We start from the raw sequence: 21,824 nt of genomic DNA, 5'->3' as shown, positions 1-21,824 counted from the left end.
CAAAGCGCATGGAATTCGTAGAGAACAGCCGGTGGCAGGAAGCGGTGCAGCACTTGCTGGCCGTACACCGCCCCGAGCAAGCGGAGCAGCTCGTGCGGCGGCGCCTGGCATCCCATCCGGAGGAAGCCGCCGCGCATGAGTTGCTGGCGCTGGTGCTGCTCCACCAGCCCGGCCGCCATGCGGAGGCGTTAACGGCCGTTCGGCAAGCCATTGCCCTCGACCCACAGCAACCTGACGCCCACTATTTTCATAGCGTTGCGCTGCTGCGCAACGAGCAACCGTATGAGGCGCTGCGTGCCATCGAGGAGGCGTTGCGGCTTAATCCGCGTAGCGCTTCGCTTTTTGGGCATAAGGCAGTTATCCTGAACACGCTCACCCGCCATGAGGAAGCATTGGCCGCTACGAAGCTCGGCTTGTATAGCAACCCCGGCCACAAAGAGTGCTTGTTTCAGCGCATCAGGGCTCTACGCAACTTGCACCAGCCAGAGGAAGCGGCCTTAACCATTAAGCAACTCCTGTACTGGCACCCCACGTTAGCGCTTGCGCATTATTTGCAGGGCGAAGAAGAGCTAAGCCACTCCAACCTGAATGCCGCCGAAGCGCGCTTTCGGGAAGCCATGCGGCTTGATCCCACCGATGACAGAGCCAAAAAAAAGCTACTCCCTCTGCTGATTCGGCTTGGGCAGCAGGCTCAGGCTGGAGGTGAGCTTGGGCAGGCACGTGCTCACTTTCTGCAGGCCTGGCATCTGGAACCCACTTATCCGGAAGCACGGCAGGGCATAGAGCAGCTAGCTAAGCGCTCATTCTGGCTCAAGCGGCAATTACTTCGCTTCGATGATTGGGCCGAAGCCATACAAGAGCAAGCCCGGCAGCGCCAACTCAAAGGATGGCTTCGGTTGCTCCTAGTGCTATGCCCCATTATTGCCTTCGGTTGTATCCCACTAATTCTGCTGCATGCATTTGCCGCCGTGCAGTGGCGCCGGCACCCCGATGTGCGGATGCTGGACCTATACGTCTCTCCCTTGCTGCTCGCTTGGCGAGTACTCTTGGTGATATTGGTGGGGCTAGGATGCCTGGCTCTGATTATTGGGTTTCGACTTTGGTTAGATACCCAATCAAGGGAGGATATTGCGGTTCTATTCCTCGCCCTGGCCTTTATAATTTCCATTGTGGTTTGGTTTTCTAAAAAGGAAACTCCTCAGCTCCCCTTCAACGATTAATGCGTTTCACTTTCTCTGCCACTGCCTACCCCCATGGAACAAACCAACTGGTCTGAACGCATTTTGCTGCTGTTGCGCCAGGGCCGGGCAGCGCAGGCAGAGCAGGAGCTACGCCGCATTCTGCACAACGAGCCCAACGATGCCCTGGCGCACGCGTGGCTGGGCATGGCGTTGCTGGATCAGAATCAGCTAACAGAAGGCCAGCAGCACATCGAAACAAGCATTGGCTTATCACCAGAGTTTGACTTTGCGTACTATCTCCTCAGCCTAGCCCACCAGCGCCAGCACCGGCTTTCGGAGGCTCAACAGGCCATTGAGCAGGCCTTGGCCCTCGACCCTACTGACTCTAACTATCACCACACCCTGGGCCTGATTCGGTTTCAGCGGGGCCAGTGGGAAGGTGCGTTGCGAGCCGCCGAAATGGGCCTGGCCTACGACCCCGAGCACGTAGACTGCCTGGGGCTGCGTGGCCGCTGCCTGGCCCGCCTCGGCCACGCCCAGGATGCCGCCGACTCCTTGCAAACAGCCCTCCGCTATGATCCCGACGACGCCGGCACCCACGCCGATGCCGGCTGGGTAGCGCTGGAAGCGGGCCGCCACCGCCAGGCCCTGGAGCACTTCCGCGACGCGTTGCGCCGCCAACCCACCTCCAACTACGCCCGCGAAGGCTTAGTAGAATCACTAAAGGCGCGGTATTGGGTGTACCGCGCGTTTCTGCGCTTCACCGTCTGGACGGAAAAGCTAAGTGGCGGCAAGCAGCAGCTGCTGTTTATCGGGCTGTATGTGCTGGTGCGCTTTATGCCGGTGCTGTTGCCGTTGTATCTGCTGCTGGTGTTCATGAGCTGGTTCGCTGACCCCATGTTCAACGGCTTGCTCCTGCTGAACACCTATGGCCGACACGCACTTTCGGAGGCGCAGCGGCGGCAGGCCCTGGCGTTTGCAGTAGTATTGGTTAATGCGCTGGGGCTACTGGCGGTTTCTGCTATCTGGTCAATCGGGTGGCTTGATGCTACGGGCTGGGGGCTGCTGGGCAGCCTGTTTCCGTTGGTAGTAGCGCTGCGGCCGCGTATCGCGGCACGTCCTCGCAACTGGGCTATTACTACAGTGGTAGTGCTGGTGGGCCTCGGGCTGCTGGGCTCGGCCATCAGCTTGTGGGCTCCCGGCGCTAGCGCGTACACCGTGGTACTAGGGTTGTTGCTTCTGGTGCTGGTGGTGTATACCTGGACGATGGCCCTGCGGCCTTCCTAGCCTCTCAAAAGTTACTAGCCCCTGATCCAGCATAAACCTACCCAACATCTCGTCAGGTAGGTTTATGCTGGATCAGGGGCTAGTAGTTCTTCCGACCTCAGGTGTTGCTACTGCAAGAGAAAGGTGGTTTACGCATTTTCGGGGGCTAGTTCCCGGCGGTAGGTGCGTTCAAAGTCTTCGTCGATGTGGTAGGTGGACTCTTCGTGCTGGCTTAGGTCGAGGCCAAGCTCTTCTTCCTGTAGCTTCACACGCAACCCAAAAATGCGGTCCGTGATTTTCAGCAGCACCCAGCCTCCCACAAACGAATACGTTACCACAATCAGCAGCCCTAGCAGGTGGTAGCCAAAGGTGGTGAAGGTGCCATGAATCAGGCCCACTTTATCAGCGAATACCCCCGTCAGCAGCATACCCACAATACCGCCCAGCCCGTGGCACGGAAACACATCCAAGGTATCATCGATGGTAGTGCGCGAGTTCTGCCAATGCACCGCCGCGTGGCTGATTAGGGCAGCCAGCACCCCAAATAAAATGCTTTGGCCGTAATCGACGTAGCCAGCAGCCGGCGTAATAGCCACCAGGCCCACCACCGCGCCGGTGCACGCCCCAACTGCAGTGGGCTTACCGCCCCGGACAATCTCCACCAGCAGCCAAGCAATAAGAGCGGCGGCTGAAGCCAAGTTGGTATTCACGAAGGCCAGGGCCGCTACCTCGTTGGCGCCTAGGGCCGAACCAGCATTAAACCCAAACCAGCCAAACCACAGCAAGCCGGTTCCGAGCAGCACATACGGCACATTAGGTGTGGAGAAAGAGGAGCTGCGCAGGCTGGCCGAGCGGCGCCCGAGCACCATGGCGCCCGCCAGCGCCGCTACGCCCGCCGAGATATGCACCACCGTACCGCCCGCAAAATCCAGCACGCCCCATTTGCGCAGGAATCCCTCGGGGTGCCAGGTCCAGTGGGCCAGCGGGCAATAGATGAACAGGCTGAACAGCACCATGAAAGCCAGATACCCTTTAAACCGGACCCGTTCAGCAAATGAGCCGGTGATGAGGGCCGGCGTGATAATGGCAAACTTGAGCTGAAAGGCAAAAAACAGGATAAACGGGATGGTAGGCGAAAGCAGTGGGTGCGGCGCCGTGCCCACATTACGCAGCAAAATAAACGTACGTGGGTCGCCGATGAGGCCATACCAAGAGTCGCCGTAGCACAGCGAAAATCCCACAAAGTAGAATACCACGGTAATGACACCTAGTGCTACAAAACTCTGTAGCATGGTGCTAATAACGTTTTTGGGGCGCACCATGCCGCCGTAGAAGAACGATAAGCCCGGCGTCATGATCAAGACGAAAGCTGTAGCGGTCAGCATCCAGGCTACATCGGCACCGTTGAGTGAGCCGGGGACGGCGGCGGGGTGAGGCACGTGCACCAAAGCAGCCACCAGCGCTAATACCAAGAGTGTGCCCAGCATGAACAGACTAATGCCTGGGCGAAAAGGGGCGACTTTCGGTGTCATACTATCGTTTTTAAGTAACAGCCTTCTTTTACAAGGGCAATCTACTTAAAAACTATGTACATTTTACAAATACACCCTTATATCCAAACTCACTCTTGCCATATGTTATACAATATTCCTGCTCATACCCCTAAAAAATAGGTCCATATTCTATATATACTGTTTTTACCTTCTCACTACCTCTATTCAACATCTCAACCTTGTTTTACCCCACATTTTCTCTTGCTCACTCTTGTCGTTAGCTCAGTTCATCATTTATGGTTCTTGTGAAAATCTGGGCTTATGTAGGTGCCCATCATGATGAGCACAAGCAACCCCATACCCAACGTAAACGCCTGCTTCTGCTGACAGCAAGGCCATGTCAGCGGAGGCAGGCGTTTATGTAAGTGCACTGCTTACTCTACGTTACTAAGTCAGAAGGCAGATTAAGCCTGACCGACGATATTCTCCAAGTACTTCTGGGCCGAGCCGGTATTGAGCAGCAGCACCTGTTCCTCAGGACGCAGCCAGCCGGTCTGCAGCAGGTGTCGGGCGGCCATCCAGACGGCGGCTCCTTCTGGCGCCACGAATAGTCCCTCCTCTTTGCCTAGTTCCCGCAGGCCTTCCAGCATTTGTGCGTCGGTGATGGCTAAGGCCATGCCTTTTGATTGCTGAAGTACCTCCAACATCAGCGGCTCACCGAGGGGGCGTGGCACCGCCAGTCCATTGGCAATAGTTGGCTGCCCTACGTAGTTGTGGCAATTCGCCTGTTGGCCCGATACGGTTGCAACCAAGGGGCAGCAGGAAGCCGCCTGCACAGCCACCATCCGGGGCAACTTGGCGTGGGCCGGCAACCAGCCCAAGGTCTGCATCTCGCGCAACGCCTTCCAGATGCCGATGAGGCCCGTTCCGCCCCCGGCCGGATATAGCAATACATCGGGCAGTTGCCAGTTTAGCTGCTCAGCAATTTCATAGCCCATGGTTTTCTTTCCCTCCAAGCGGTACGGCTCCTTCAGGGTTGATACATCGAGCAGTTCACCGGCCGCATTCAGTTCGCGGACACGGGCAGCGCAGTCATTGATTAAACCATCTACTAGGTGTACTTCGGCCCCATACCAGTAGCACTCCTCCCGAAATGCCTGGGGCGTGTGCCGAGGCATCACTACTACCGCCCGCAAGCCGGCCCGGGCACAATAAGCGGCCATGGCTACCCCGGCGTTGCCCGCTGTGGGAATAATGCAGCCCGATACGCCCAGCTCTTTGGCTTTGGATATGGCCATACCAAGGCCCCGCGCTTTAAACGAGCCAGTGGGGTTTTGGCCTTCATCTTTGAGCAGCAAGTCGGCAAAGCCGTAATGGGCGGCCAGGCGCGGCAGAGGTAGTAGCGGCGTCCAGCCTTCGCCCAAGGTTACCCGGTTACGCTCATCGAGCAGGGGTAGCAGGGCGCCGTACCGCCACATGGAGTTTTCGGCCGTTCGGATGCCGGCGGTGCGGGACAGCGGCTCGCCTAGGTCATAGGAAGCTAGCAAGGGTTGCGCGCAGCAGTCAGAAACACGCTGCAATGTAAAAGCCGAATGCGGCGCGTGGCAGGCGGCGCAATGCAGTTCGTGGAGGCGCGAGGTAGTAGCGAGGAGAGTAGTCATAGCGTCAGGATGAACGCAAAACTCCCCTCCTCCTATTCCGTTCGCAAACGGCAATTTGGAATAGGCTATATCCGTTTGGAATACCTAGCGGGCGTCCAGCACCCGCTCTGCCTGCTGCACATGGCGCTTGGTGTGCTCCACCAGTAGCTCCAGGGCATCGGTCAGGCGGGGTAACAGCAACGGCACAATAGGATTCGGGATGCGGATGGCATTGGCATTCACGCCGCGGGTCTGCTCAATCAGGTTTTCCAGCTCATCCAGCTGGCGGCTAAATACCTCTATCACGGTACGCGGCAGCCGCGAGCCGCTGGGGGCATACTGCTGCGGCGACTTCATGGCTTTTTCGCTGGCCGGCACCCGCATGGCATCGGTCATTTTCTTGCCAAAAAACCCGTGCGCTACCATCTCGCTGGGTTTGGAGCCTCGTTCCCGCGCGGCCTTTATTTTGCGACTCATAATGGGCAGATACAACCCGCCCACAATGTTGAGGTGCTCCAGGCATTGGCCCACGCTCCACTTGCCGGGCCCGGGCCCGCGGTTCAGCTGGTCATCGGTAAGCGGCCGGAAGCGGCGGGTGGTAATTTCCCGAACCTGTTGCAGATCTGCAGCCAGCGAATCCAGAAAATCAGTGGTGCGGCGGGGGGAAACGCTCATAGTAGTACCGGGCAAGTAGGCAGGAAACAGCTGTAATGATACGGGCTGCAGACCGTTTCAGCAACGGTTCGGGTAGTTTGAGGCCTGATTAGCGCAAAAACCGCGGGCCTATGCTTGGCCAAACGCCTCACTCCAGCGGCTATTGCTTCTGTTGCTTTCCGGCTCCGCTCAACTAGATTTTCAGTACCGAAACGCCCGCTTTTCTGCGCATTCACCAAGTGCTTAAAACGGCCCCTGAACACCTGCTGAGCACTATATAGTCGGGTTTGGCTGCCAGCAGGGGCTAGTAGTTGAGCTTGTGTGCCTCCTGATTTCCTGCTATTCTCAAGCCCGCATTTTGAGGAAAGCGCCGCTGTAACACTGGCTACGTCGCGTGCCATGCGCCGCACTATTAGTTACCTATTTCGTATTCGCTATGTCAGCTCCGCGCCCGGCTGCGCCGCCTAAGCCAGCTCCAACTGCCCGTCGAACGTCGGCTTCGGTTCTGTACCGGGCAGTGCGGCGTTACTTTGGCTTTTCGAGGCGCGAAACCTCGGGATTAGTAGTACTTCTGACGCTTATGGTGCTCTGGTTGGCGCTACCCCAGTTGTTGCGGCCAAGTCTGCCGAAGTACAATCCGGCTTCTGACCAGCGGCAGCTCGACCAGTGGGCGGCGGAACTTGCCGCCCGGCGCACGGCTCGCCCTACCTACGCCAGCCGCTACTCCCGCCGGCCCACGGTGCACCGGGTAGCGCTGACACCCTTCAACCCCAACCTGCTCACGGAAACCGACTGGGAAGCCCGGGGCCTGCCCCACTACGTAGCCCAGCGCATCGTGAAGTATGGTAAAGTCATTGGCGGATTCCGGGCTAAGGAACAAATACGCCGCACGTATGGCCTCGAGGATTCCATATACACTCGGTTGGCGCCTTACATTCTGCTCCCCGACCAGCTTCCGCCGCGCGAAGCCCGCTCCTACGTTGGTTCTCGCCATAGCCCCTACCCGGAGCGGCAACCGTTTGAGCAGAAGCCCGACCGCTTTCCGCGCAAGCCTGCGCACCTGACTGCCTTTGACCTGAACTCGGCGGATACCACGCAACTGATGCAGATTAGGGGCATTGGGCGCGGCTATGCGCGGCGGGTAGTAGAATACCGGCAGCGCCTGGGTGGCTTTCTGCGCGAAGAGCAGGTAGCGGAAATCTACTCCCTGCGCGACGCACCCGACCTCGTGGACAGCCTGCGCAAATACACGTTTGTGGCCACAGGCTTCACGCCCCGGCTGGTTGATGTCAACAACGCCTCGTTTGAGGTGTTGCAAGCGCACCCGTACGTGGGCAAACGGCTGGCCAGGGTGCTAGTTGCGTTCCGACAGCAGCACGGCCCCTTCCGGCAACCTACCGACTTACGGCAAATTCGCATCTTGGATGAAGCCACATTTGAAAAGCTCCGGCCTTACCTTGTGCTCAATTAAGCCCCTGTACACCACTTCTCTCGTAGCTTCCAAAACGCTTTACGCTGCAGTGTGGCCTAGGAAATCGGCTAAAACTGCTGCTCCGCTCCTGCATCTAAAAACAGGTATTTGATGCGTGGTTGCAGCGCCCAGATGCCAATCGGGAAAAACCAAAGCATACATAACTCGGCCTTTGATTTTTTCAAACACTAGCCTCTACACAAGTACTAGGCCCGTGCATCGGGTAAACCCTGCCTTCAAGAGTGCAGTGTAGCCCGAACCCGGAGGAAACCGTACTCTTTGCCGACTGCTTCAGCTTGCTCTGCGTAAGCAGCCTACTTTTGGGTTGTTTTCTGGCTAACCTTTGCCTTTCCCTATGCTCTATCTACTGCGCGATAAGCTGTTTCCGGTGTTCGTTTTTTTGCACTCGGTGCTATGTGGATGCTCTCGCGACCAGGGCCGAGGCGAGTTTGCCACCGTCACGGACCAGTATACTGTGGAGGAGCTCGGGCGGCTTGACAAAGAAAAAGTGGCCGAGAGTTCGGGCATTGAAATTGCCAGCCCCGAAGGCGACTTATGGACCAATGCCGACGGTGGAAACTCCTCGCGGCTGTACAAGGTAACGCGGCAAGGCGACTTGCTGCAATCCGTTGACCTAGCGCCGCTTCCGAATATTGATTGGGAAGACCTGACCCAAGACGATGAGCGCCGGATTTACGTCGGCGACTTTGGCAACAACCAGAACAAGCGCCGCAACCTGTGCATTTACCGGCTCAGTGGCCCCAAGCTAGATCAGGTAGATACCATTCAGTTCAGCTACTCCGATCAGCGGGCATTTCCGCCCCGCAAGCCCAACCGCAACTTCGACTGCGAAGCCTTTTATTACTATCAAGACAGCCTGTACCTGTTCACCAAAAACCGGGGCGAGGGCCAATGGGTAAAGCAGTACGTGCTACCCGCCCGGCCCGGCCGCCACACGGCTCGCCTCACCGACAGCCTAGAACTCACCAGTTGGGTAACCTCCGCCGACATCAGCCCCGATGGCAAGCGTGTGGCGCTGCTGGGCTACGGCCATGCATATCTGTTTGAGCGGCTACCCGGCCGGCGGCTTTTCGATGGCCTGAAAACCTGCTTGAACCTGCCCAGTTCCGGGCAAGCCGAAGCCCTGGTTTTCGTGAATGACCAGGATTTTATTTTCAGCAACGAAAAAGGCAAGCTGTTCTCGGCTGCCCGTAAGCCCTAACCCAAACCGCCCGGCTACGCAACGTACGTAGCCGGGCGGCAGGGTTTGAGGCCGATGAGAACCTAGTCGGGGGTGCTGGTGCGGCCCGGCATGGGGCCATAGTCTGCGCCTTTGTCTTTTCCAGTGCGGTCGTCAGAAGCACCGCCGTAGTTTTGGGCGGCATCCTGTTGGTTGTAGTCACCGCGGGAGGGCGAGCCATCGGCAGTATCATTGGGGGTAGCCGAGTCGTATTCGTCGTTGTAGGAGCCGCCTTTGGTGCCGAAGCCGCTTTCTTCGCTGCCCTGAGCGCTGGTGCCGGGGGCGGCATCGTAGCCGCTCCGAGAGCCGGAAGTAGGCGTGGCATCGGCCTCTTGGGTGCCCTGGCTACTGTTGGAAGGCGCTACCCCGGTCTGCTGGCCCTGCGGCCCACCTTCTGGGCGGTTTGGCAAATAATCTTCCTGCTGGTTGCGGTGCGTAGAGTTGGGCTGCGCGCCAGGGGTAGTACCGCCGCCTAAGGAAGAGGTACCATACGAATCAGCATAGCCTGAGTCGGGGCCTTTAGGGGCAGCATTATCGTTCGCGAATTCCGGGCCTACGGCCGAGCTAGCTGGCATGACAGCTCCAACCGGCTGCGTACCAAAGCTCCCGTTGCCAGCATCGGGGAACCCGCCCGGGCGCTGCTCCCGCTCGCCGATGTAGCCGGTGGTAGCGGCCGGCGTATCAAGGGAGCCAGCGTAGGTAGCGCTGCCGCGGCTTAGCTCATTGCCGTAACCGCCCTGGGTAGTGCCTAGGTCTGATTGCCGGCCAAACTCACCGCGGCTGGCCCCGGCTACTTCATTTTGGTAATGGTTGGGGTCGTGAGCGAAAGGTTGCTGCCCTACTGTATTGGCTGGCGCCTGCCACTCAGGCAGCGTGGGTTCCTGGTTTTCCGGCTCGCCGGGTTGGGCCGTTGCTTTGTTCTGCACAGGTGTGCCGGCAGCGGAAGCCGCCGGTGGGTTGGTGCCGGAAGCAGGGGTAGTGGGTGTATTGTCGGTGGAATTCGGGGTATCAGCCATGGCAGTAGTGTAGTAGGGATGCGTACAATTAGGCTTTCATACGCAACCGTTGAGCACACGTTCCGAGCTCAGGGGTTTTGTCAATCTGGAAAACCATGTAGATTTACCGCCATTCTTTCACCCCACAACCGCTTACCCCCCGCTATGAAAACCGGCAAAGTGAAGTTTTTCAACGAATCGAAAGGCTATGGCTTCATCGTTCAGGATGAAAATGGCCAAGAAATCTTCGTACACCAGACCGGCCTTGTGCACGAAATTCGCGAGAATGATCGGGTATCGTTTGATGTTATCGACGGCAAAAAAGGTCAGAACGCCGTGAAGGTTGAGCGCATCTAGCGCAGATAGCACCTACTGAAAAAGCCTCATCAGATGCATCTGATGAGGCTTTTTGCGTTTATCGGGAACCGAGCTAGGCTACGTTACTTGCCGGGCGCGTCTTTGGCTACCCGCACACCCACGGCCATAATTCCCCGGAGCTGATCCTGGCGCATATACTGCTCCAGCATGATCTTATACGTGCCGGTTTGGCGAAACTGCTGGTTGGGCAGGGCCAGAATCTGATGGTCGTAGATGTCGCCGGTGCCGTGGCCGCGGGGCTCACCGGTTTGCGGATCCAACAGCAGCATTTGGTGCAGCAGCCTCGACACAGGTTTGCCATCGGGGCCCGTGAGCGTGTGCTTCACGTAGAGGTTATAATACTCGTAGTCGGCGGCGTTGCGGATATTGAAGTAAATATCGTAGCGCTGCGTGGTGTCCGGAATATCAAACTCAAACGTGGGCTTTTCCTGCACGGCCCACACATAAGGCTCGCCGCTCGGCGACTTCAGATCAATATTTTTCTCATATACCTGGTTGGGGTCGCAGGCGGTTGTCAGCAAGGCAAGGCCTAGTAAGGCCGGCAGCAGGCGAGGGAGTGCGCGCATACTCAGCATTACTTAAGAGGCCGTTGGAGGTGTAGCATCAGCGCTTCCGCCCCGCGAAGGGCGTGCCCCCCGGCGGCCCGAGCGGCTACGGCCACCCTCGCCGGCGGGCCGGTTGCCAGCCGCATCGGGCGTATCAGAAGCATTGCGAGCAGCGCGGCCTGAGTCGCCACGCGGCGGGCGCGGAGCATCCGAAGCCGGAGCGGTTCCATCAGCAGCGCGGGCAGCATCAGAGCGCTTGCCTTCCCCACGGCCGCGGCCCCGGCGGTTCAGCGGCCGGGCCGCCGCGCCCCGCGGACGAGCTCGTTCTTCGCTGTTGGCAGGAGCATCGGCATCATTGCTTACAGAAGGGTCAGGAGAAACCACCTCCACGGCGGCCGCACGTGTGCTGGTACCGCGGCCCGAGCGCGAAACCCGCTCGCCGGTGGGGGCAGCAGCTTCCGGCTCTTTCTTCTTTTTGCCGCGTTTGCTGCGCTTCGAGGCCTTAATTTTGTCATCGAGGCGCTCTAGGGAGCCTTCTACAATGGCCGTAACCTCGGGCGCTTTCTCTTCTTCCCGCACGGGCTGCAACAGGCTTTCGGGCTTTTCGCCGCGCTTGTTCAGTTCCAGTACTTCGCGCACGCGCTCCGTGGGCACTACCACCCAGTTATTGTCGCCACGCACGGCAAACCACATCTTCTTTTTAAAGATATCGGTCTTCTGAAGCGTGTATTCGCCTTTTTCCGTGAGTAGTGGGCGCTGCACCTGCGGAATGTCCTTCAGGGCATCGAGGTACGTGTCCAGCTCATAGTTGAGGCAGCACTTGAGGCGCCCGCACTGGCCCGAAAGCTTAGCCGGATTCAGGCTCAGGTTCTGGTAGCGAGCCGCGGTGGTGCTCACGCTCTTAAAGTCGGTGAGCCAGGTAGAGCAGCACAGTTCGCGGCCACAGGAGCCAATACCGCCGAGGCGGCCAGCTTCGTGGCGCAACGAAATCTGACGCATTTCTACCCGCACCCGAAACTCATCGGCCAGGCGCTTAATCAGGTCGCGGAAGTCAACCCGGTCATCGGCAGAGTAGAAGAACGTAGCGCGGGTACGGTCGGCCTGGTACTCTACATCCGAGAGTTTCATTTTCAGGCGCAGCTCATCTACCACGGCCCGGGCCTTGAACATGGTGCCGGTTTCTAGGTCGCGGACGGCCTGCCAACGATCGGCATCCTGCTCCGTAGCTACCCGCAGAATGTTGCGGATGTCCTTGGAGTCTTCGGGCACCTTCTTCTTTTTCATCTGGAGGCGCACCAGCTCGCCTTTCAGCGACACGTGCCCCAAGTGCCAGCCATTGCCGGCGGCTTCAATCACAACGGCGTCGCCGGTAATAAGGGGTAAGCGGCTTTTGTTGCGGTAAAAATCCTTGCGGCCGCCTTTGAAGCGGATTTCCACAAGGTCAAATTCTTTAAAATCACTGGGCATATCCAGGTCCTGGAGCCAGTCGAATACATTAAGGCGGGTACAGCCGCTGCTACAACTGCCTTTAGAGCCGCAGCCCTGAGCAGAAGTAGTGGAGCAGCCCCCGCCGGAGGAGGAGCAGGATGTGCAAGCCACGGCTTGAAAGATCTATAGGTAAAGCGAAGGCGATGCCTTTGCGTGAAAACGGTTATGGACAAAGATAGGAAAATAGAGCGGCCCAGGATCAGGTATGCTGAAGTGGCAGAACTGAGCCATAAACGCGCTTTTTCCTAAAATGAGAACTCCAGCGCAATACTGGGCACCCCCTTAACCAAAGCCGTTTTTACATGGTTTCCTACCGATAAGCTAGCAGCTACTCCTGCATTCTTCAGGTGCAAAAAGGAGGCAAGCCAGTGCTTTTTCCAGTTTTAGGAATAAAGTAACGATACAGGCCGTTGTATATAATTATGATAATTATACAGGCTCAATTTTGAAATATCATCAATAATACCCTAAGTTTACCTCGTTCTTTTACTACTCCACAACCAAACCCTAATGAAAACACTCAGATTCCTCGCCCCCCTTGCGCTGCTCGCAGCCACCACCCTTTCCCTGTCTTCGTGCCAAGAAGAAGCCGGTGTTCAGGTAAAGAATGAAGTTTCGGAAAAGACCATCGGCCAGATTAAAGCCCTGGGCTTTACCGCAGAAGGCGCTAAGTTGGTTGAAGGCGGTGTGCTGGTTGAAGGCGACATCGTTCTGACCAACGAAATGTTGGCTAGCACCCCCGACTACAAAATGCTGCGCGTAGGTGACGCCGAGCAGTACCGCACCACGAACCTGGTTGGCGGCCTGCCCCGCACCCTCACCATCCGTGTTTCCACTAGCCTGCCTTCGGCTTACATCACGGCTACTGATGAGCTGATCCGCCGCTACAACGCGCAGAACCTGCGGGTACGCTTTGCTCGTGTTACTTCGGGTGGCAACATTGTGATGACTGCTGCTCCTTCCGGTTCTAGCTACTTGGCTTCGGCTGGCTTCCCGTCGGGTGGTAATCCTTACGGCTCGGTTTCGGTGAACGTAGGCGCTATCGGCACGGCCAACGCCTCTACCTACATTGCTACCATTCTGGCGCACGAAGTGGGTCACTGCATCGGCTTCCGTCACACCGACTACATGAGCCGTCAGTATAGCTGCGGTGGTTCAGCGGTAAACGAGGGTGCCAGCACGGTAGGCGCTATCTACATCCCCGGCACGCCATCGGGCCCAGATCCGAACTCTTGGATGCTGGCTTGCATCGGCTCCGGTGCTAACCGTCCGTTCAACACGAACGACGTAACTGCCCTGAACTACGTGTACTAGCTCTCCGCTAGTCGCAAACCAAGCCCCGGCTCTTCCCAGAGCCGGGGCTTTTTGTTTTGTCGAGTTTGGGAGGTTTGACCGCCTACGGCACCTAGTAGAAGTGAAGCCGAATTGGTCATTGCTTGGAGGCGAAACCAACCGTCCTGCTGAGCTTGCCGAAGCATCTCTCCCTCCGACTAATCAACAGGCCTAGGCCATTTGCAACGAAGCGGTAGAGATGCTTGGGCAAGCTCAGCAGGACGGTTGGTTTGACAACATCAGCACGCGAGATGCTGCGACTGCGCGGACGCTAGATCAAGCAGTACGCTCTTTACACCAGCTGTTCACACTGCATCACATGCTTCACTATCTATAACTGGGCGCGGCCTTCGACTTAGCTATATAAGTACGAAAGCTACTGAACTCGGCTTGCAGAAAGCTAACCGAAAATAAGCGCCAAGGGAGTACAGGCATGGTTTCGCCTAGGGTGGTTTCTACTACAAACCATCCAGAAGCCTCCTCTACGCCTATACTTACAGGATTACTACCCGGCGCGTAACCTCACGGCCGCCCGGAGTGCTTATGCGCAGCAAGTATGTTCCGGGCTGGAGCCCGTGCGTATCCAACGGCTGAATGGTTCCGATTTCAGTGAGTACATCGCGCTGCAGGCGGCCAGTCATGTCAAACAGGCGCACGTGCAGGGGCTGGTCGCGGGGGCCAACCAAGTTCAGCGGCTCACCACTGGTTACGGGCACCGGATACACCTGCACATCGGCGGTGTTGCGAATAAAGTACACTTCTTCAATCTGGCTATAGAAGGTACGGTTGCTGGCCAGCACCACGCTAGCGCGGTATTCGGAGCGGCCGGGTACCGGGGCCGGATCAGTAAGTACTAGGCTGGTGCCAGCAATTAACCGTTGGGTTTGCACCGGCTGAAAAGAGCCATCCGCATTACGCCGCTCCAGCACCACGGCCCTAAGCTGGTAGGTAGTGCCCAAAGTCAGGTTAAAGCGCACCGTGTCGGTTACAAGCTGCTGGGGCAGGAAAGAGCGGATATAACAGCCGTAGGCTTCCTGCGTGACGTTGCTGACGCTGCCCCGCTCTCCTACCCTACCCCCACTTACCGGCGCAACCGCATAATACTGGGCGGCCGCCTCAGCCGCCGTCAGAAACAAGGCGGTATCAGGGAGCAGGCGGAACGGCTGCAGGTGCGTGGCACCGAGCACATACACTTGGTACTGCGTAGCGCCGGGTACTTTGGCCCAGGTTAGTAAGGTTTCATCAGGGCAGGTATAGGCCACATTTAGGGCTAGGGGGCGGGCTATGAAAAATGTATCGGACGCTACGGCGCCGGCACCGGTAAGCAGCCGCACCTGTGCCATACCTTCTACTGCTTCCGGCACGGCCCAGCGGAAACTTTGCTCCTGAAGGTTTACGGATGGGCTAAGGGTAGTCCAGGTAGCTTGGTTTACGAGCCGGTATTCTAGTCGAGCGGCCGTGGCCGGCCCGTCCCACTGCCAGCGCAGCCAGGCCGACTCCGCTGCCCGCACGTTTCGGGCCTCCGAGGGGTGCACCCACGTCAGGCCCGACTCGAACTCATACACCAGACTAAATGCTTGCGGCCCCTGCGGCACCTCAAAACCTCGCACCCGCAGCTCATAGGTACCGGCAGCGGGCAGATCCAGGGTGATTTGCTCCGTGTTATCGAGGTGGTTAGGGCGGCGACGGGCCGGCAATGCCAGCGAATCGAGGTGTGGGAAGGTGCTAAGCGTCCAGGGCAGCCACTGCTGATTGGTGGCGGTATTGGTCAGCTTGAGGTCGAGGTCGTTGATGAGGGTCGGGCTGGCATCGGGCGCGGCTTCTGGATCGGTCCAGGCCAGAGTGGCTTTCAGGCGGTGCGTACCGGCGGGCACAGTAATCATGAACACTCGCTCCTGGTTCTGCGTGGCGGTGGCTTCGGCGTAGCGGTTTTCTAGAATGGCCTGCACGGCTCCAAGTGCATCCGCCTGGCCATATCCGGCCACAAAATCTACGTTCGGGCGCCCGGTATCATCAGCTGCATTCAGCAGCGCAGCTTTCACCAAAGATGCTGATGGCACGGTACCCCGCTGGTCGCGGTAAGCCTGCTGCACTAATAGGCTGATGCCCGAAACCAGGGCGGCCGCATCGGATGTGCCGCCGTCGCCGAAGGCTACCAGTTCCGGCTTCACGCGGCCATCGGCGGCGGGGCCGCGGGAGCTTAGCGGCACTACCTGCCCTAGGGCATCAGTAGCGCCCACACTCAGCGTGTTTTTCGAGTTTTTAAACTGCCCGGTTAGGTTGGCTACCCCGCTCAGGGCCGCATACGGTCCGGCGGCGGCTGGCTGAGTGCCGGAATTACCCGACGAAAATACGTGCAGCAACGCCGGGTACTGGCGCACCTGCTGGTCGTAGGCACGGGCCTCGAGGCCGTAGAAGTTCTCAACACTCACGCCATACGAGTGGTTTTGCACCGATACGCCTTGCGCCGCCAGGGTAGCACCATCGTCGGGCAAGAGGTTATCGTAGCTGGACTGGGCAATGCGGGCCTGCCACGCGCCGCCTTTGCCATTCGGCGAGGAGTTGCCGCCGCCCGCAATCAGGGTGGCCATCATCGTAGCGTGGGAGTTTAGCAGCTTGGCCTGCGGATCAGGGTTAACCAGGCGGCCTTTAAAGTCGATATCCTCAATATCAAAAGGGTCTTCCTTTACCGAGACGGTTAGGCCTTTGCCCGTGAGCTGGGGGTAGCGGGCGTGCGTGGTCGATACCTTATTCAAGGTGAGGTCGGCGCCGTTAAGTTGGCGCTCAGGCTGTGCTACTCGGTCGGCGGCCTCTACAAACGTTACGGTGGGGCAAGCCGCCAACGCGCTGGCGGTGGCGCCTTGTACGCGGAGCAGGTTCGGGTGCCCGGGTTCTGCCACTACCGTTGCCTGCGGATATTTTTGGGCCAGCCATTGCCGGAATGCGGCTTGGTCGCGCACACTTACGCGCAAGGTGCGGGCGGCCCGGGCCAGCTCCAGGCCCGGAGCTAAGCGTGCTTTGAGCGGGGCCGGCTTGCTTTGGCCCCAACTCACTGCCATGCCCACGCTACTGCTGAGTAATACGAGGAAAAAACGTAAACCAGCGCGGCAATTGAAAGCAGCAGACATAGCAGGGAATTGGTTGTGGCAGAGGCAGAACGGCGAAAGGAGCAACCAGAGTCGCTCTTTCCAAATGTAGGCAGAAATGCGCGTATCTGGCCCTAAAGGCAGCTTTGAGCTTACGCTCAGTAAACCTACCGCGAGGTAGCCTATTCGGTTGCTGGGTAGCATGAACCGGACTTGGCGTTTCTCGCTGTTCAGCTACTTGCACACTAGGCCTCTGCTGCCCACAAACCTACTTCCGGTAGCTAACCCAGATGCTGGGCTCTGCTATAACTGGCTACATTTTATACACCTGGATGCCAGCCGCCGTCAACAGATACGCATATTGCTCGCTTACCAGCACTTGCTGGACCCCGGCTATGGGCAGGGCTACAGTGCGCTCCGTTAGGTTGTAGAGGTGGAAAAATCGAAGCCCATCCGGGGCTAGGTAGTACAGCTCGTCGCTGCGAAATCCGACGTAGCTCAGGCCAGTTAGGGGCAGCTTTTTCCGGTAGTTGCCCAGGTTATCGAACACATACACGCCGCTGGTGCGGTCTACTAGGTACAGGTTGTTCTGGTACTCGCGCAGAAACCGGAAATCAGGCCGGGTGCGCCCAATAAGCAAATCAAGGGGAGTAGTGATGGTAAAGCGCTTCTGGATGGCATCAAACTGGCGCAGCGTCAGGTCCGACTCATTCAGCACCCAGTAGCGGTCGTCGGGGGCCAGCGTAACGGTGCGGGCCTGGCCATCGAGGTAGTCTTGCCAGCGCAGCTCGATGATGGGCGCCAGAAACCGGTCGAGCAGCATTACTTGCTGTCGGTCGTCGTAAAAGACCAGCACTTTGGCCGTATTCCACGCTTCTACCTGCGCGGTGTGGCCAGGCAAGGGTGGCGAGTAGGTGTTCAGCGGTTGCCCATCGGGGCCGTATTGGTGCAGGTTGTTCTGCGAATCCGTCACGTACAGGTTGCCGCGCCGATCCAGGGAAGCTGGGCCGGGCTGGGCCAGCTTGATGGTGCGCACCAACGCCCAGCCACTAGGGGCCGGTTTGGTATCAATCGGCACCGTAACCACGGGAGCAGCCTGGGCCGCGGGCGCTACGGAGCCGGCAGCCGGCGCAGTTGTCTGGCCGTGGGCACCTAGGCCGCTGAGCAGCACAAGGCCGCTAACCAGCAGTAGGTGTGCGCCTCTACTCCTGCTCAAAATGCCGCAATGCCAGCTGGTTCCCATCATACACGCCGTAGGAGCAATAATTGACCCATTCGCCGAGGTTTACGTAGCGGCTACCGGGCGCTACCTCCACATCGAGCGGCAAGTGGCGGTGCCCGAACACGTAGTACTCGTGCGGAAACTGCTTTTCTACCTCGCGGCAGTAGGTCAGCAGCCACTCATCGTCCCCGAAATACTGCTCATCGGCGGCGCCATTCTGCAGGCGACTGTGGCGGCTCCAGCGGTTGGCAATGCCAATGCCCAGGTTAGGATGCAGGCGTGCAAATAGCCACTGGGCCACGGGCGAGGTGAACACGCGCTTCAGCAACTTGTAGGTGTGGTCGCCGGGACCGAGGCCGTCGCCGTGGCCAATATGGAACTGGTGCCCCCCAATGCGCTGGCTTACCGGGTTTCGCAGTATTGGGATGTTGAGCTCCTTGGTGAAGTAGTCAAACATCCACATATCGTGGTTGCCGGTGAAAAACGTGACGGGAATGCCCGCATCGGTCAGCTCGGCCAGCTTGCCCTGCAGCCGGATAAACCCCCGCGGAATAGCATGCCGATACTCAAACCAAAAGTCGAAAATATCACCGAGCAGGTAGATAGCCGCGGCATCTTGCGCAGCCATATCCAGCCAGCGCACAATGCGCCGCTCCCGCTCCAGAGAGCGGGCGGCATCAGGGGCGCCCAGGTGAAAATCAGAAGCAAAGTATACGCGGCGGCCAGCAGGCAGCGCGAGGTCAGGTAGTTGCGGCGGGCGCGTCATCCAATAAAAACAACACGATGCTGCGCGGGCCATGAGCACCGAGCACCAGCGTTTTTTCAATATCCGCCGTGCGACTAGGCCCGGTGGTGAGGGAAATCATGGAGGGCAGCTTGTCGGGGCCGTACTTCTGCTGCATTAGCTTCAGGGCGTCGCCGATATCGGTTACGACCTGCGAGGTGCGGGCCAGCACCAAGTGCTGATCGGGGTAGATGCTGAGGCGGCGGCCGCTAGCAGTACCTGCGGCTACCAGCACGCTACCGGTGCGGGCTACTAGGGCCTCGCAGCTGGTAAGGCCGGCATCGGCCTGGGTCCGGAAATCGGCTTCATCGCCCTGAAACACAATGTTGCCATCGTGCAGCAGCTTTTTCAGCTCGGGCTCCCACACATACAGGTGCTCCAGCGCTTTCTCCTTTTTGTAAGTAAACAGCTGATCATAGAAGTGCTCCACCGACTCGCAGTAGTAAAACACGCCGCCTACCCGCACAAAGCTTTGGGCAAACGCTACCGCCAAATCGTCGGTGGCGGCTGGGCGCGGATGCAAGGGCGACGTGAAATCGGGCCGGGCCGGCTGCTCCGCTGGTTGCTGCAATGCCTCGCGAATGCGGCGCAGAATTATATCACGGGAGTTCTGAGACATACAGCAAAGGTAACAGAGTAGGGCCACGCACCATGCAGGGAGTAGCAGGTCAAAAAAATATTCGTTATCTTATATATGGATTTCAAAGCCGCTTGCCTTTAGCCAAGTTGCTACCCTAGTGCGTTGAAAGCAAGCCCTGCTTTCCATTCCTTCCAGCCGCATGAATTTTTCAGTGAGCCGTTGGTATCAGCACCGCCTGTGGGCGGGCATGGGTAGGCTGAAATATGTCTGGGGGGTATGGTTGCTTTTGCTTTTTTCGTTTGCACCCGGCCCACCTGAGCCGGCCAAAAAACGTCTTAAAACCCGCAACGTCATCATTGTAGTGATTGATGGCCCGCGGTACTCCGAAACCTGGGACAGCACCACCCTAATTCCGAATATGGCCACGCGGCTGCGGCCCAAAGGCGTGTTTTTCTCTCAGTTCTTCAACAACGGTTTTACCTATACCAACTCCGGGCACACGGCCATTACCACGGGCATCAACCAGCCCATCGATAACTTTGAGGCGGAGTTGCCGCAGCAACCTTCCATTTTTCAGATCTGGCGCAAAGCCACCGGCAAGCCCGCCACGGCAGCTTGGCTTATCACCAGCAAAGACAAGCTACATATTCTGGCTAACACCCAAAATCCGGAGTGGAAAGATCAGTATCAGCCCTCCCTAGACTGCGGCATAAACGGCCCCGGCAGCGGCTACCGTGCCGACTCACTGACGCTGGTAGCGGCCAAGCGCATTCTCACGGAGCACAAGCCCAACCTGGTGCTCATCAATTTCATGGAGCCCGATGGCTACGCCCACGCGGCCAACTGGCCCTATTACCTGCGTGGCATTGCCCGCGACGACCGGTACGTATGGCAGCTTTACAACTTTCTAAGGGCTAGTAAAACGTACCGCAACAACACTACCCTGCTTATCACCAACGACCACGGGCGCCATCTCAACGGCATCAGCACAGGCTATGTCGACCACGGCGACAACTGCGAAGGCTGCCGCCACATCAGTCTGCTGGCCCTAGGTCCCGATTTCAGGGTAGGCCGGACTCTCACAGAACAACACACACTGGTCGATATACCCTCGACGGTGGCGTATTTGCTAGGCTTTCCCTTCGAGCAAGGCCAAGGCCAGGTGATGCAGAACTTATTGAAACGCTAGGAACTTGCCCTCGCGCCCCGAGAAGGCGGAGAAACTGAGTACGTGCTGCTGCTGCTGGTTGCTTTTCAGGTAGACAGACTACTAGGTCTGCTTCATTCCCAAAGTCATGTTTTCACTGCTTTACCTAGCAGTCAGTATAAGCTGGCTGCTTTGGCAGCACCCCCTGGCGCTGGCTGGCCCGGAACGCGTGTACGGTACTAGCCTCCAACTTCAGGCGAACCCCTACGAGAACCCTCTTTTCACTACAGACGAAGCACTACCCTTTACGCTGTTGCTGCCGCTGGAAGCCATTCTGAAAGACCGAGGCCCCACGCCAACTCTGCACGCGGCCACCCTTCTGTATCAGGATGCAGCTGGCCACTCTAGAACACTGATTGTGCAAGTCAGGGTGCGCGGCAACAGGCGCAAAGACCCCACGGTTTGCGACTTTCCGCCCCTGCTTATCCGGTTTCCGCAGGCCGAAGTCGAGGCTACGCCCTTCGGAAAGGTAAAGGAGCTGAAACTCACCACGCACTGCCAGGCCGACCACTTTGTGGTGCGCGAGTACCTAGTGTACAAGCTCTACAACCTTCTGACTACCATTAGCTTCCGCGCCCGTCTGTGTCGGGTCACGTATCAGGACAGCAACAACAAGCGCAAACCCTCGGTCCATCACGCCTTTCTGCTGGAAGAAGCTACTAGCCTTGCCCAGCGCAACAACGCCACCATCGTTCCGAAACCACTCGCTATTGGCATGCAGCACACCCATCAGAAGACGATGGCCATGCTGGCTTTCTTTCAATTCATGATTGGCAACACCGATTGGTCGGTGCCCTACCGGCACAACATCCGGCTGCTGTCCCTGGATAAAAGCACTCCCTCCTATCCGGTTCCGTATGATTTCGATTACTCGGGCCTGGTGATGACGCCGTATGCCGTTCCGCCGCAGCAGTTAGGCATTACATCGGTGCGGCAGCGGCTTTTCCGGGGCTACAGCTTTCCAGAGGAGATATACGCCGAAACCCGCACCCTTTTCAACGCCCGTCGCACCGATTTTTACAACGTATACCTCAAGTGCCCATACATCAGTGAGGAAGAGAAAACGTTCGCCACTCGATTCTTAGACGAGTTTTACAAAACGATTAACGACCCCAAAGATTTTGAGCGCAGCATCGGCCGCGTGGGGCGTCGCAACCAGAAGCAGTACGTGAATATAAAAGGCCTTGAGTAGTCCCTGGCCCACAACCAACACACAAAAAAAGCCAGCCCTTTCGGGCTGGCTTTTTCACGTACAACTTTCT

Annotated in this window: 18 protein-coding genes; 8 read left to right on the top strand and 10 right to left on the bottom strand. The window is 58.1% G+C overall.

What is annotated here, in order from left to right; genetic code table 11:
* Nucleotides 1-8: 8 nt before the first annotated feature.
* Together ACYVGU_RS01265 and ACYVGU_RS01260 are read left to right on the top strand one after the other, a co-directional pair.
* On the top strand, nt 9-1,220 hold the full coding sequence (locus tag ACYVGU_RS01265; protein ID WP_460620573.1) for a tetratricopeptide repeat protein: 1,212 nt from the start codon (nt 9-11) through the stop codon (nt 1,218-1,220).
* A 33-nt stretch (nt 1,221-1,253) separates the two neighbouring features.
* On the top strand, nt 1,254-2,468 hold the full coding sequence (locus tag ACYVGU_RS01260) for a tetratricopeptide repeat protein (RefSeq protein WP_460620572.1): 1,215 nt from the start codon (nt 1,254-1,256) through the stop codon (nt 2,466-2,468).
* 128 nt (nt 2,469-2,596) lie between these two features.
* On the opposite strand, the gene ACYVGU_RS01255 is transcribed toward ACYVGU_RS01260, so the two are convergent.
* The 3 genes from ACYVGU_RS01255 to ACYVGU_RS01245 all read right to left on the bottom strand — a co-directional run bounded on the left by ACYVGU_RS01255 (nt 2,597) and on the right by ACYVGU_RS01245 (nt 6,255).
* The gene (locus ACYVGU_RS01255) at nt 2,597-3,979 is read right to left on the bottom strand and encodes an ammonium transporter (RefSeq protein WP_460620571.1); all 1,383 of its coding nucleotides are present in this window, start codon (nt 3,977-3,979) and stop codon (nt 2,597-2,599) included.
* A 425-nt stretch (nt 3,980-4,404) separates the two neighbouring features.
* Nucleotides 4,405-5,601 carry a threonine synthase gene (locus tag ACYVGU_RS01250; RefSeq protein WP_460620570.1) on the bottom strand — a complete coding sequence of 399 codons (1,197 nt, stop codon included), beginning with the start codon at nt 5,599-5,601 and terminating at the stop codon, nt 4,405-4,407.
* Nucleotides 5,602-5,685: 84 nt separating this feature from the next.
* Entirely contained in the window at nt 5,686-6,255 is a 570-nt protein-coding gene (locus ACYVGU_RS01245; RefSeq protein ID WP_460620569.1) for a DinB family protein, read from the bottom strand.
* A 415-nt stretch (nt 6,256-6,670) separates the two neighbouring features.
* On the opposite strand from ACYVGU_RS01245, the gene ACYVGU_RS01240 reads away from it, so the two are divergent.
* Both ACYVGU_RS01240 and ACYVGU_RS01235 read left to right on the top strand, forming a co-directional pair.
* A complete protein-coding gene (locus ACYVGU_RS01240; RefSeq protein WP_460620568.1) occupies nt 6,671-7,705 on the top strand; it encodes a ComEA family DNA-binding protein in 1,035 nt (344 codons plus the stop codon).
* 355 nt (nt 7,706-8,060) lie between these two features.
* Nucleotides 8,061-8,927, top strand: a complete 867-nt coding sequence (locus ACYVGU_RS01235) for a hypothetical protein (RefSeq protein ID WP_460620567.1) — start codon at nt 8,061-8,063, stop codon at nt 8,925-8,927.
* 62 nt (nt 8,928-8,989) lie between these two features.
* Here ACYVGU_RS01235 and ACYVGU_RS01230 read toward each other — a convergent pair whose 3' ends face one another.
* Complete coding sequence (locus ACYVGU_RS01230; RefSeq protein ID WP_460620566.1) at nt 8,990-9,961, bottom strand: hypothetical protein; 972 nt, start codon at nt 9,959-9,961, stop codon at nt 8,990-8,992.
* Nucleotides 9,962-10,105: 144 nt separating this feature from the next.
* On the opposite strand from ACYVGU_RS01230, the gene ACYVGU_RS01225 reads away from it, so the two are divergent.
* Nucleotides 10,106-10,297: a cold-shock protein gene (locus ACYVGU_RS01225; RefSeq protein WP_045688855.1), complete on the top strand. Its 192-nt coding sequence runs from the start codon at nt 10,106-10,108 to the stop codon at nt 10,295-10,297.
* An 83-nt stretch (nt 10,298-10,380) separates the two neighbouring features.
* Here the strand turns inward: ACYVGU_RS01225 and ACYVGU_RS01220 are convergent, their stop codons facing one another.
* Entirely contained in the window at nt 10,381-10,884 is a 504-nt protein-coding gene (locus ACYVGU_RS01220) for a gliding motility lipoprotein GldH (RefSeq protein ID WP_460620565.1), read from the bottom strand.
* Between the two features lie 12 nt (nt 10,885-10,896).
* Nucleotides 10,897-12,462, bottom strand: a complete 1,566-nt coding sequence (locus ACYVGU_RS01215) for a PSP1 domain-containing protein (protein ID WP_460620564.1) — start codon at nt 12,460-12,462, stop codon at nt 10,897-10,899.
* Nucleotides 12,463-12,861: 399 nt separating this feature from the next.
* On the opposite strand from ACYVGU_RS01215, the gene ACYVGU_RS01210 reads away from it, so the two are divergent.
* Nucleotides 12,862-13,665: a zinc metalloprotease gene (locus ACYVGU_RS01210; RefSeq protein WP_460612888.1), complete on the top strand. Its 804-nt coding sequence runs from the start codon at nt 12,862-12,864 to the stop codon at nt 13,663-13,665.
* A gap of 512 nt (nt 13,666-14,177) precedes the next feature.
* Here the strand turns inward: ACYVGU_RS01210 and ACYVGU_RS01205 are convergent.
* The 4 genes from ACYVGU_RS01205 to ACYVGU_RS01190 form a co-directional block, all read right to left on the bottom strand.
* Nucleotides 14,178-16,811 carry a S8 family serine peptidase gene (locus ACYVGU_RS01205; protein WP_460620563.1) on the bottom strand — a complete coding sequence of 878 codons (2,634 nt, stop codon included), beginning with the start codon at nt 16,809-16,811 and terminating at the stop codon, nt 14,178-14,180.
* A gap of 271 nt (nt 16,812-17,082) precedes the next feature.
* Nucleotides 17,083-18,015, bottom strand: coding sequence for an NHL repeat-containing protein (locus ACYVGU_RS01200; protein WP_460620561.1), 933 nt, complete (start codon nt 18,013-18,015; stop codon nt 17,083-17,085).
* Nucleotides 17,972-18,757, bottom strand: a complete 786-nt coding sequence (locus ACYVGU_RS01195; RefSeq protein ID WP_460612891.1) for a UDP-2,3-diacylglucosamine diphosphatase — start codon at nt 18,755-18,757, stop codon at nt 17,972-17,974. Before ACYVGU_RS01195 ends, ACYVGU_RS01200 begins: the two co-directional genes overlap by 44 nt.
* Nucleotides 18,732-19,394: a LutC/YkgG family protein gene (locus tag ACYVGU_RS01190; RefSeq protein WP_460620560.1), complete on the bottom strand. Its 663-nt coding sequence runs from the start codon at nt 19,392-19,394 to the stop codon at nt 18,732-18,734. Before ACYVGU_RS01190 ends, ACYVGU_RS01195 begins: the two co-directional genes overlap by 26 nt.
* Before the next feature lie 160 nt (nt 19,395-19,554).
* Here ACYVGU_RS01190 and ACYVGU_RS01185 point away from each other — a divergent pair, with 160 nt between their 5' ends.
* Together ACYVGU_RS01185 and ACYVGU_RS01180 are read left to right on the top strand one after the other, a co-directional pair.
* The gene (locus ACYVGU_RS01185; protein ID WP_460620559.1) at nt 19,555-20,544 is read left to right on the top strand and encodes an alkaline phosphatase family protein; all 990 of its coding nucleotides are present in this window, start codon (nt 19,555-19,557) and stop codon (nt 20,542-20,544) included.
* A 106-nt stretch (nt 20,545-20,650) separates the two neighbouring features.
* The gene (locus ACYVGU_RS01180; protein ID WP_460620558.1) at nt 20,651-21,754 is read left to right on the top strand and encodes a hypothetical protein; all 1,104 of its coding nucleotides are present in this window, start codon (nt 20,651-20,653) and stop codon (nt 21,752-21,754) included.
* Nucleotides 21,755-21,824: the final 70 nt, after the last annotated feature.

It is taken from the genome of Hymenobacter tenuis, from assembly GCF_054780495.1.
Note: the sequence above shows the minus strand (reverse complement) of the source record. Positions and strands in the feature narration are given on the sequence as shown.

Bases quoted from the DNA above. Each gene is read 5' to 3' on its own strand.
- ACYVGU_RS01185 (WP_460620559.1), top strand. From the start codon at position 19,555: ATGAATTTTTCAGTGAGCCGTTGGTATCAGCACCGCCTGTGGGCGGGC.
- ACYVGU_RS01230 (WP_460620566.1), bottom strand. From the start codon at position 9,961: ATGGCTGATACCCCGAATTCCACCGACAATACACCCACTACCCCTGCT.
- ACYVGU_RS01240 (WP_460620568.1), top strand. From the start codon at position 6,671: ATGTCAGCTCCGCGCCCGGCTGCGCCGCCTAAGCCAGCTCCAACTGCC.
- ACYVGU_RS01195 (WP_460612891.1), bottom strand. From the start codon at position 18,757: ATGACGCGCCCGCCGCAACTACCTGACCTCGCGCTGCCTGCTGGCCGC.
- ACYVGU_RS01235 (WP_460620567.1), top strand. From the start codon at position 8,061: ATGCTCTATCTACTGCGCGATAAGCTGTTTCCGGTGTTCGTTTTTTTG.
- ACYVGU_RS01220 (WP_460620565.1), bottom strand. From the start codon at position 10,884: ATGCGCGCACTCCCTCGCCTGCTGCCGGCCTTACTAGGCCTTGCCTTG.
- ACYVGU_RS01250 (WP_460620570.1), bottom strand. From the start codon at position 5,601: ATGACTACTCTCCTCGCTACTACCTCGCGCCTCCACGAACTGCATTGC.
- ACYVGU_RS01255 (WP_460620571.1), bottom strand. From the start codon at position 3,979: ATGACACCGAAAGTCGCCCCTTTTCGCCCAGGCATTAGTCTGTTCATG.
- ACYVGU_RS01210 (WP_460612888.1), top strand. From the start codon at position 12,862: ATGAAAACACTCAGATTCCTCGCCCCCCTTGCGCTGCTCGCAGCCACC.
- ACYVGU_RS01180 (WP_460620558.1), top strand. From the start codon at position 20,651: ATGTTTTCACTGCTTTACCTAGCAGTCAGTATAAGCTGGCTGCTTTGG.
- ACYVGU_RS01190 (WP_460620560.1), bottom strand. From the start codon at position 19,394: ATGTCTCAGAACTCCCGTGATATAATTCTGCGCCGCATTCGCGAGGCA.
- ACYVGU_RS01200 (WP_460620561.1), bottom strand. From the start codon at position 18,015: ATGATGGGAACCAGCTGGCATTGCGGCATTTTGAGCAGGAGTAGAGGC.
- ACYVGU_RS01225 (WP_045688855.1), top strand. From the start codon at position 10,106: ATGAAAACCGGCAAAGTGAAGTTTTTCAACGAATCGAAAGGCTATGGC.
- ACYVGU_RS01260 (WP_460620572.1), top strand. From the start codon at position 1,254: ATGGAACAAACCAACTGGTCTGAACGCATTTTGCTGCTGTTGCGCCAG.
- ACYVGU_RS01265 (WP_460620573.1), top strand. From the start codon at position 9: ATGGAATTCGTAGAGAACAGCCGGTGGCAGGAAGCGGTGCAGCACTTG.
- ACYVGU_RS01205 (WP_460620563.1), bottom strand. From the start codon at position 16,811: ATGTCTGCTGCTTTCAATTGCCGCGCTGGTTTACGTTTTTTCCTCGTA.
- ACYVGU_RS01245 (WP_460620569.1), bottom strand. From the start codon at position 6,255: ATGAGCGTTTCCCCCCGCCGCACCACTGATTTTCTGGATTCGCTGGCT.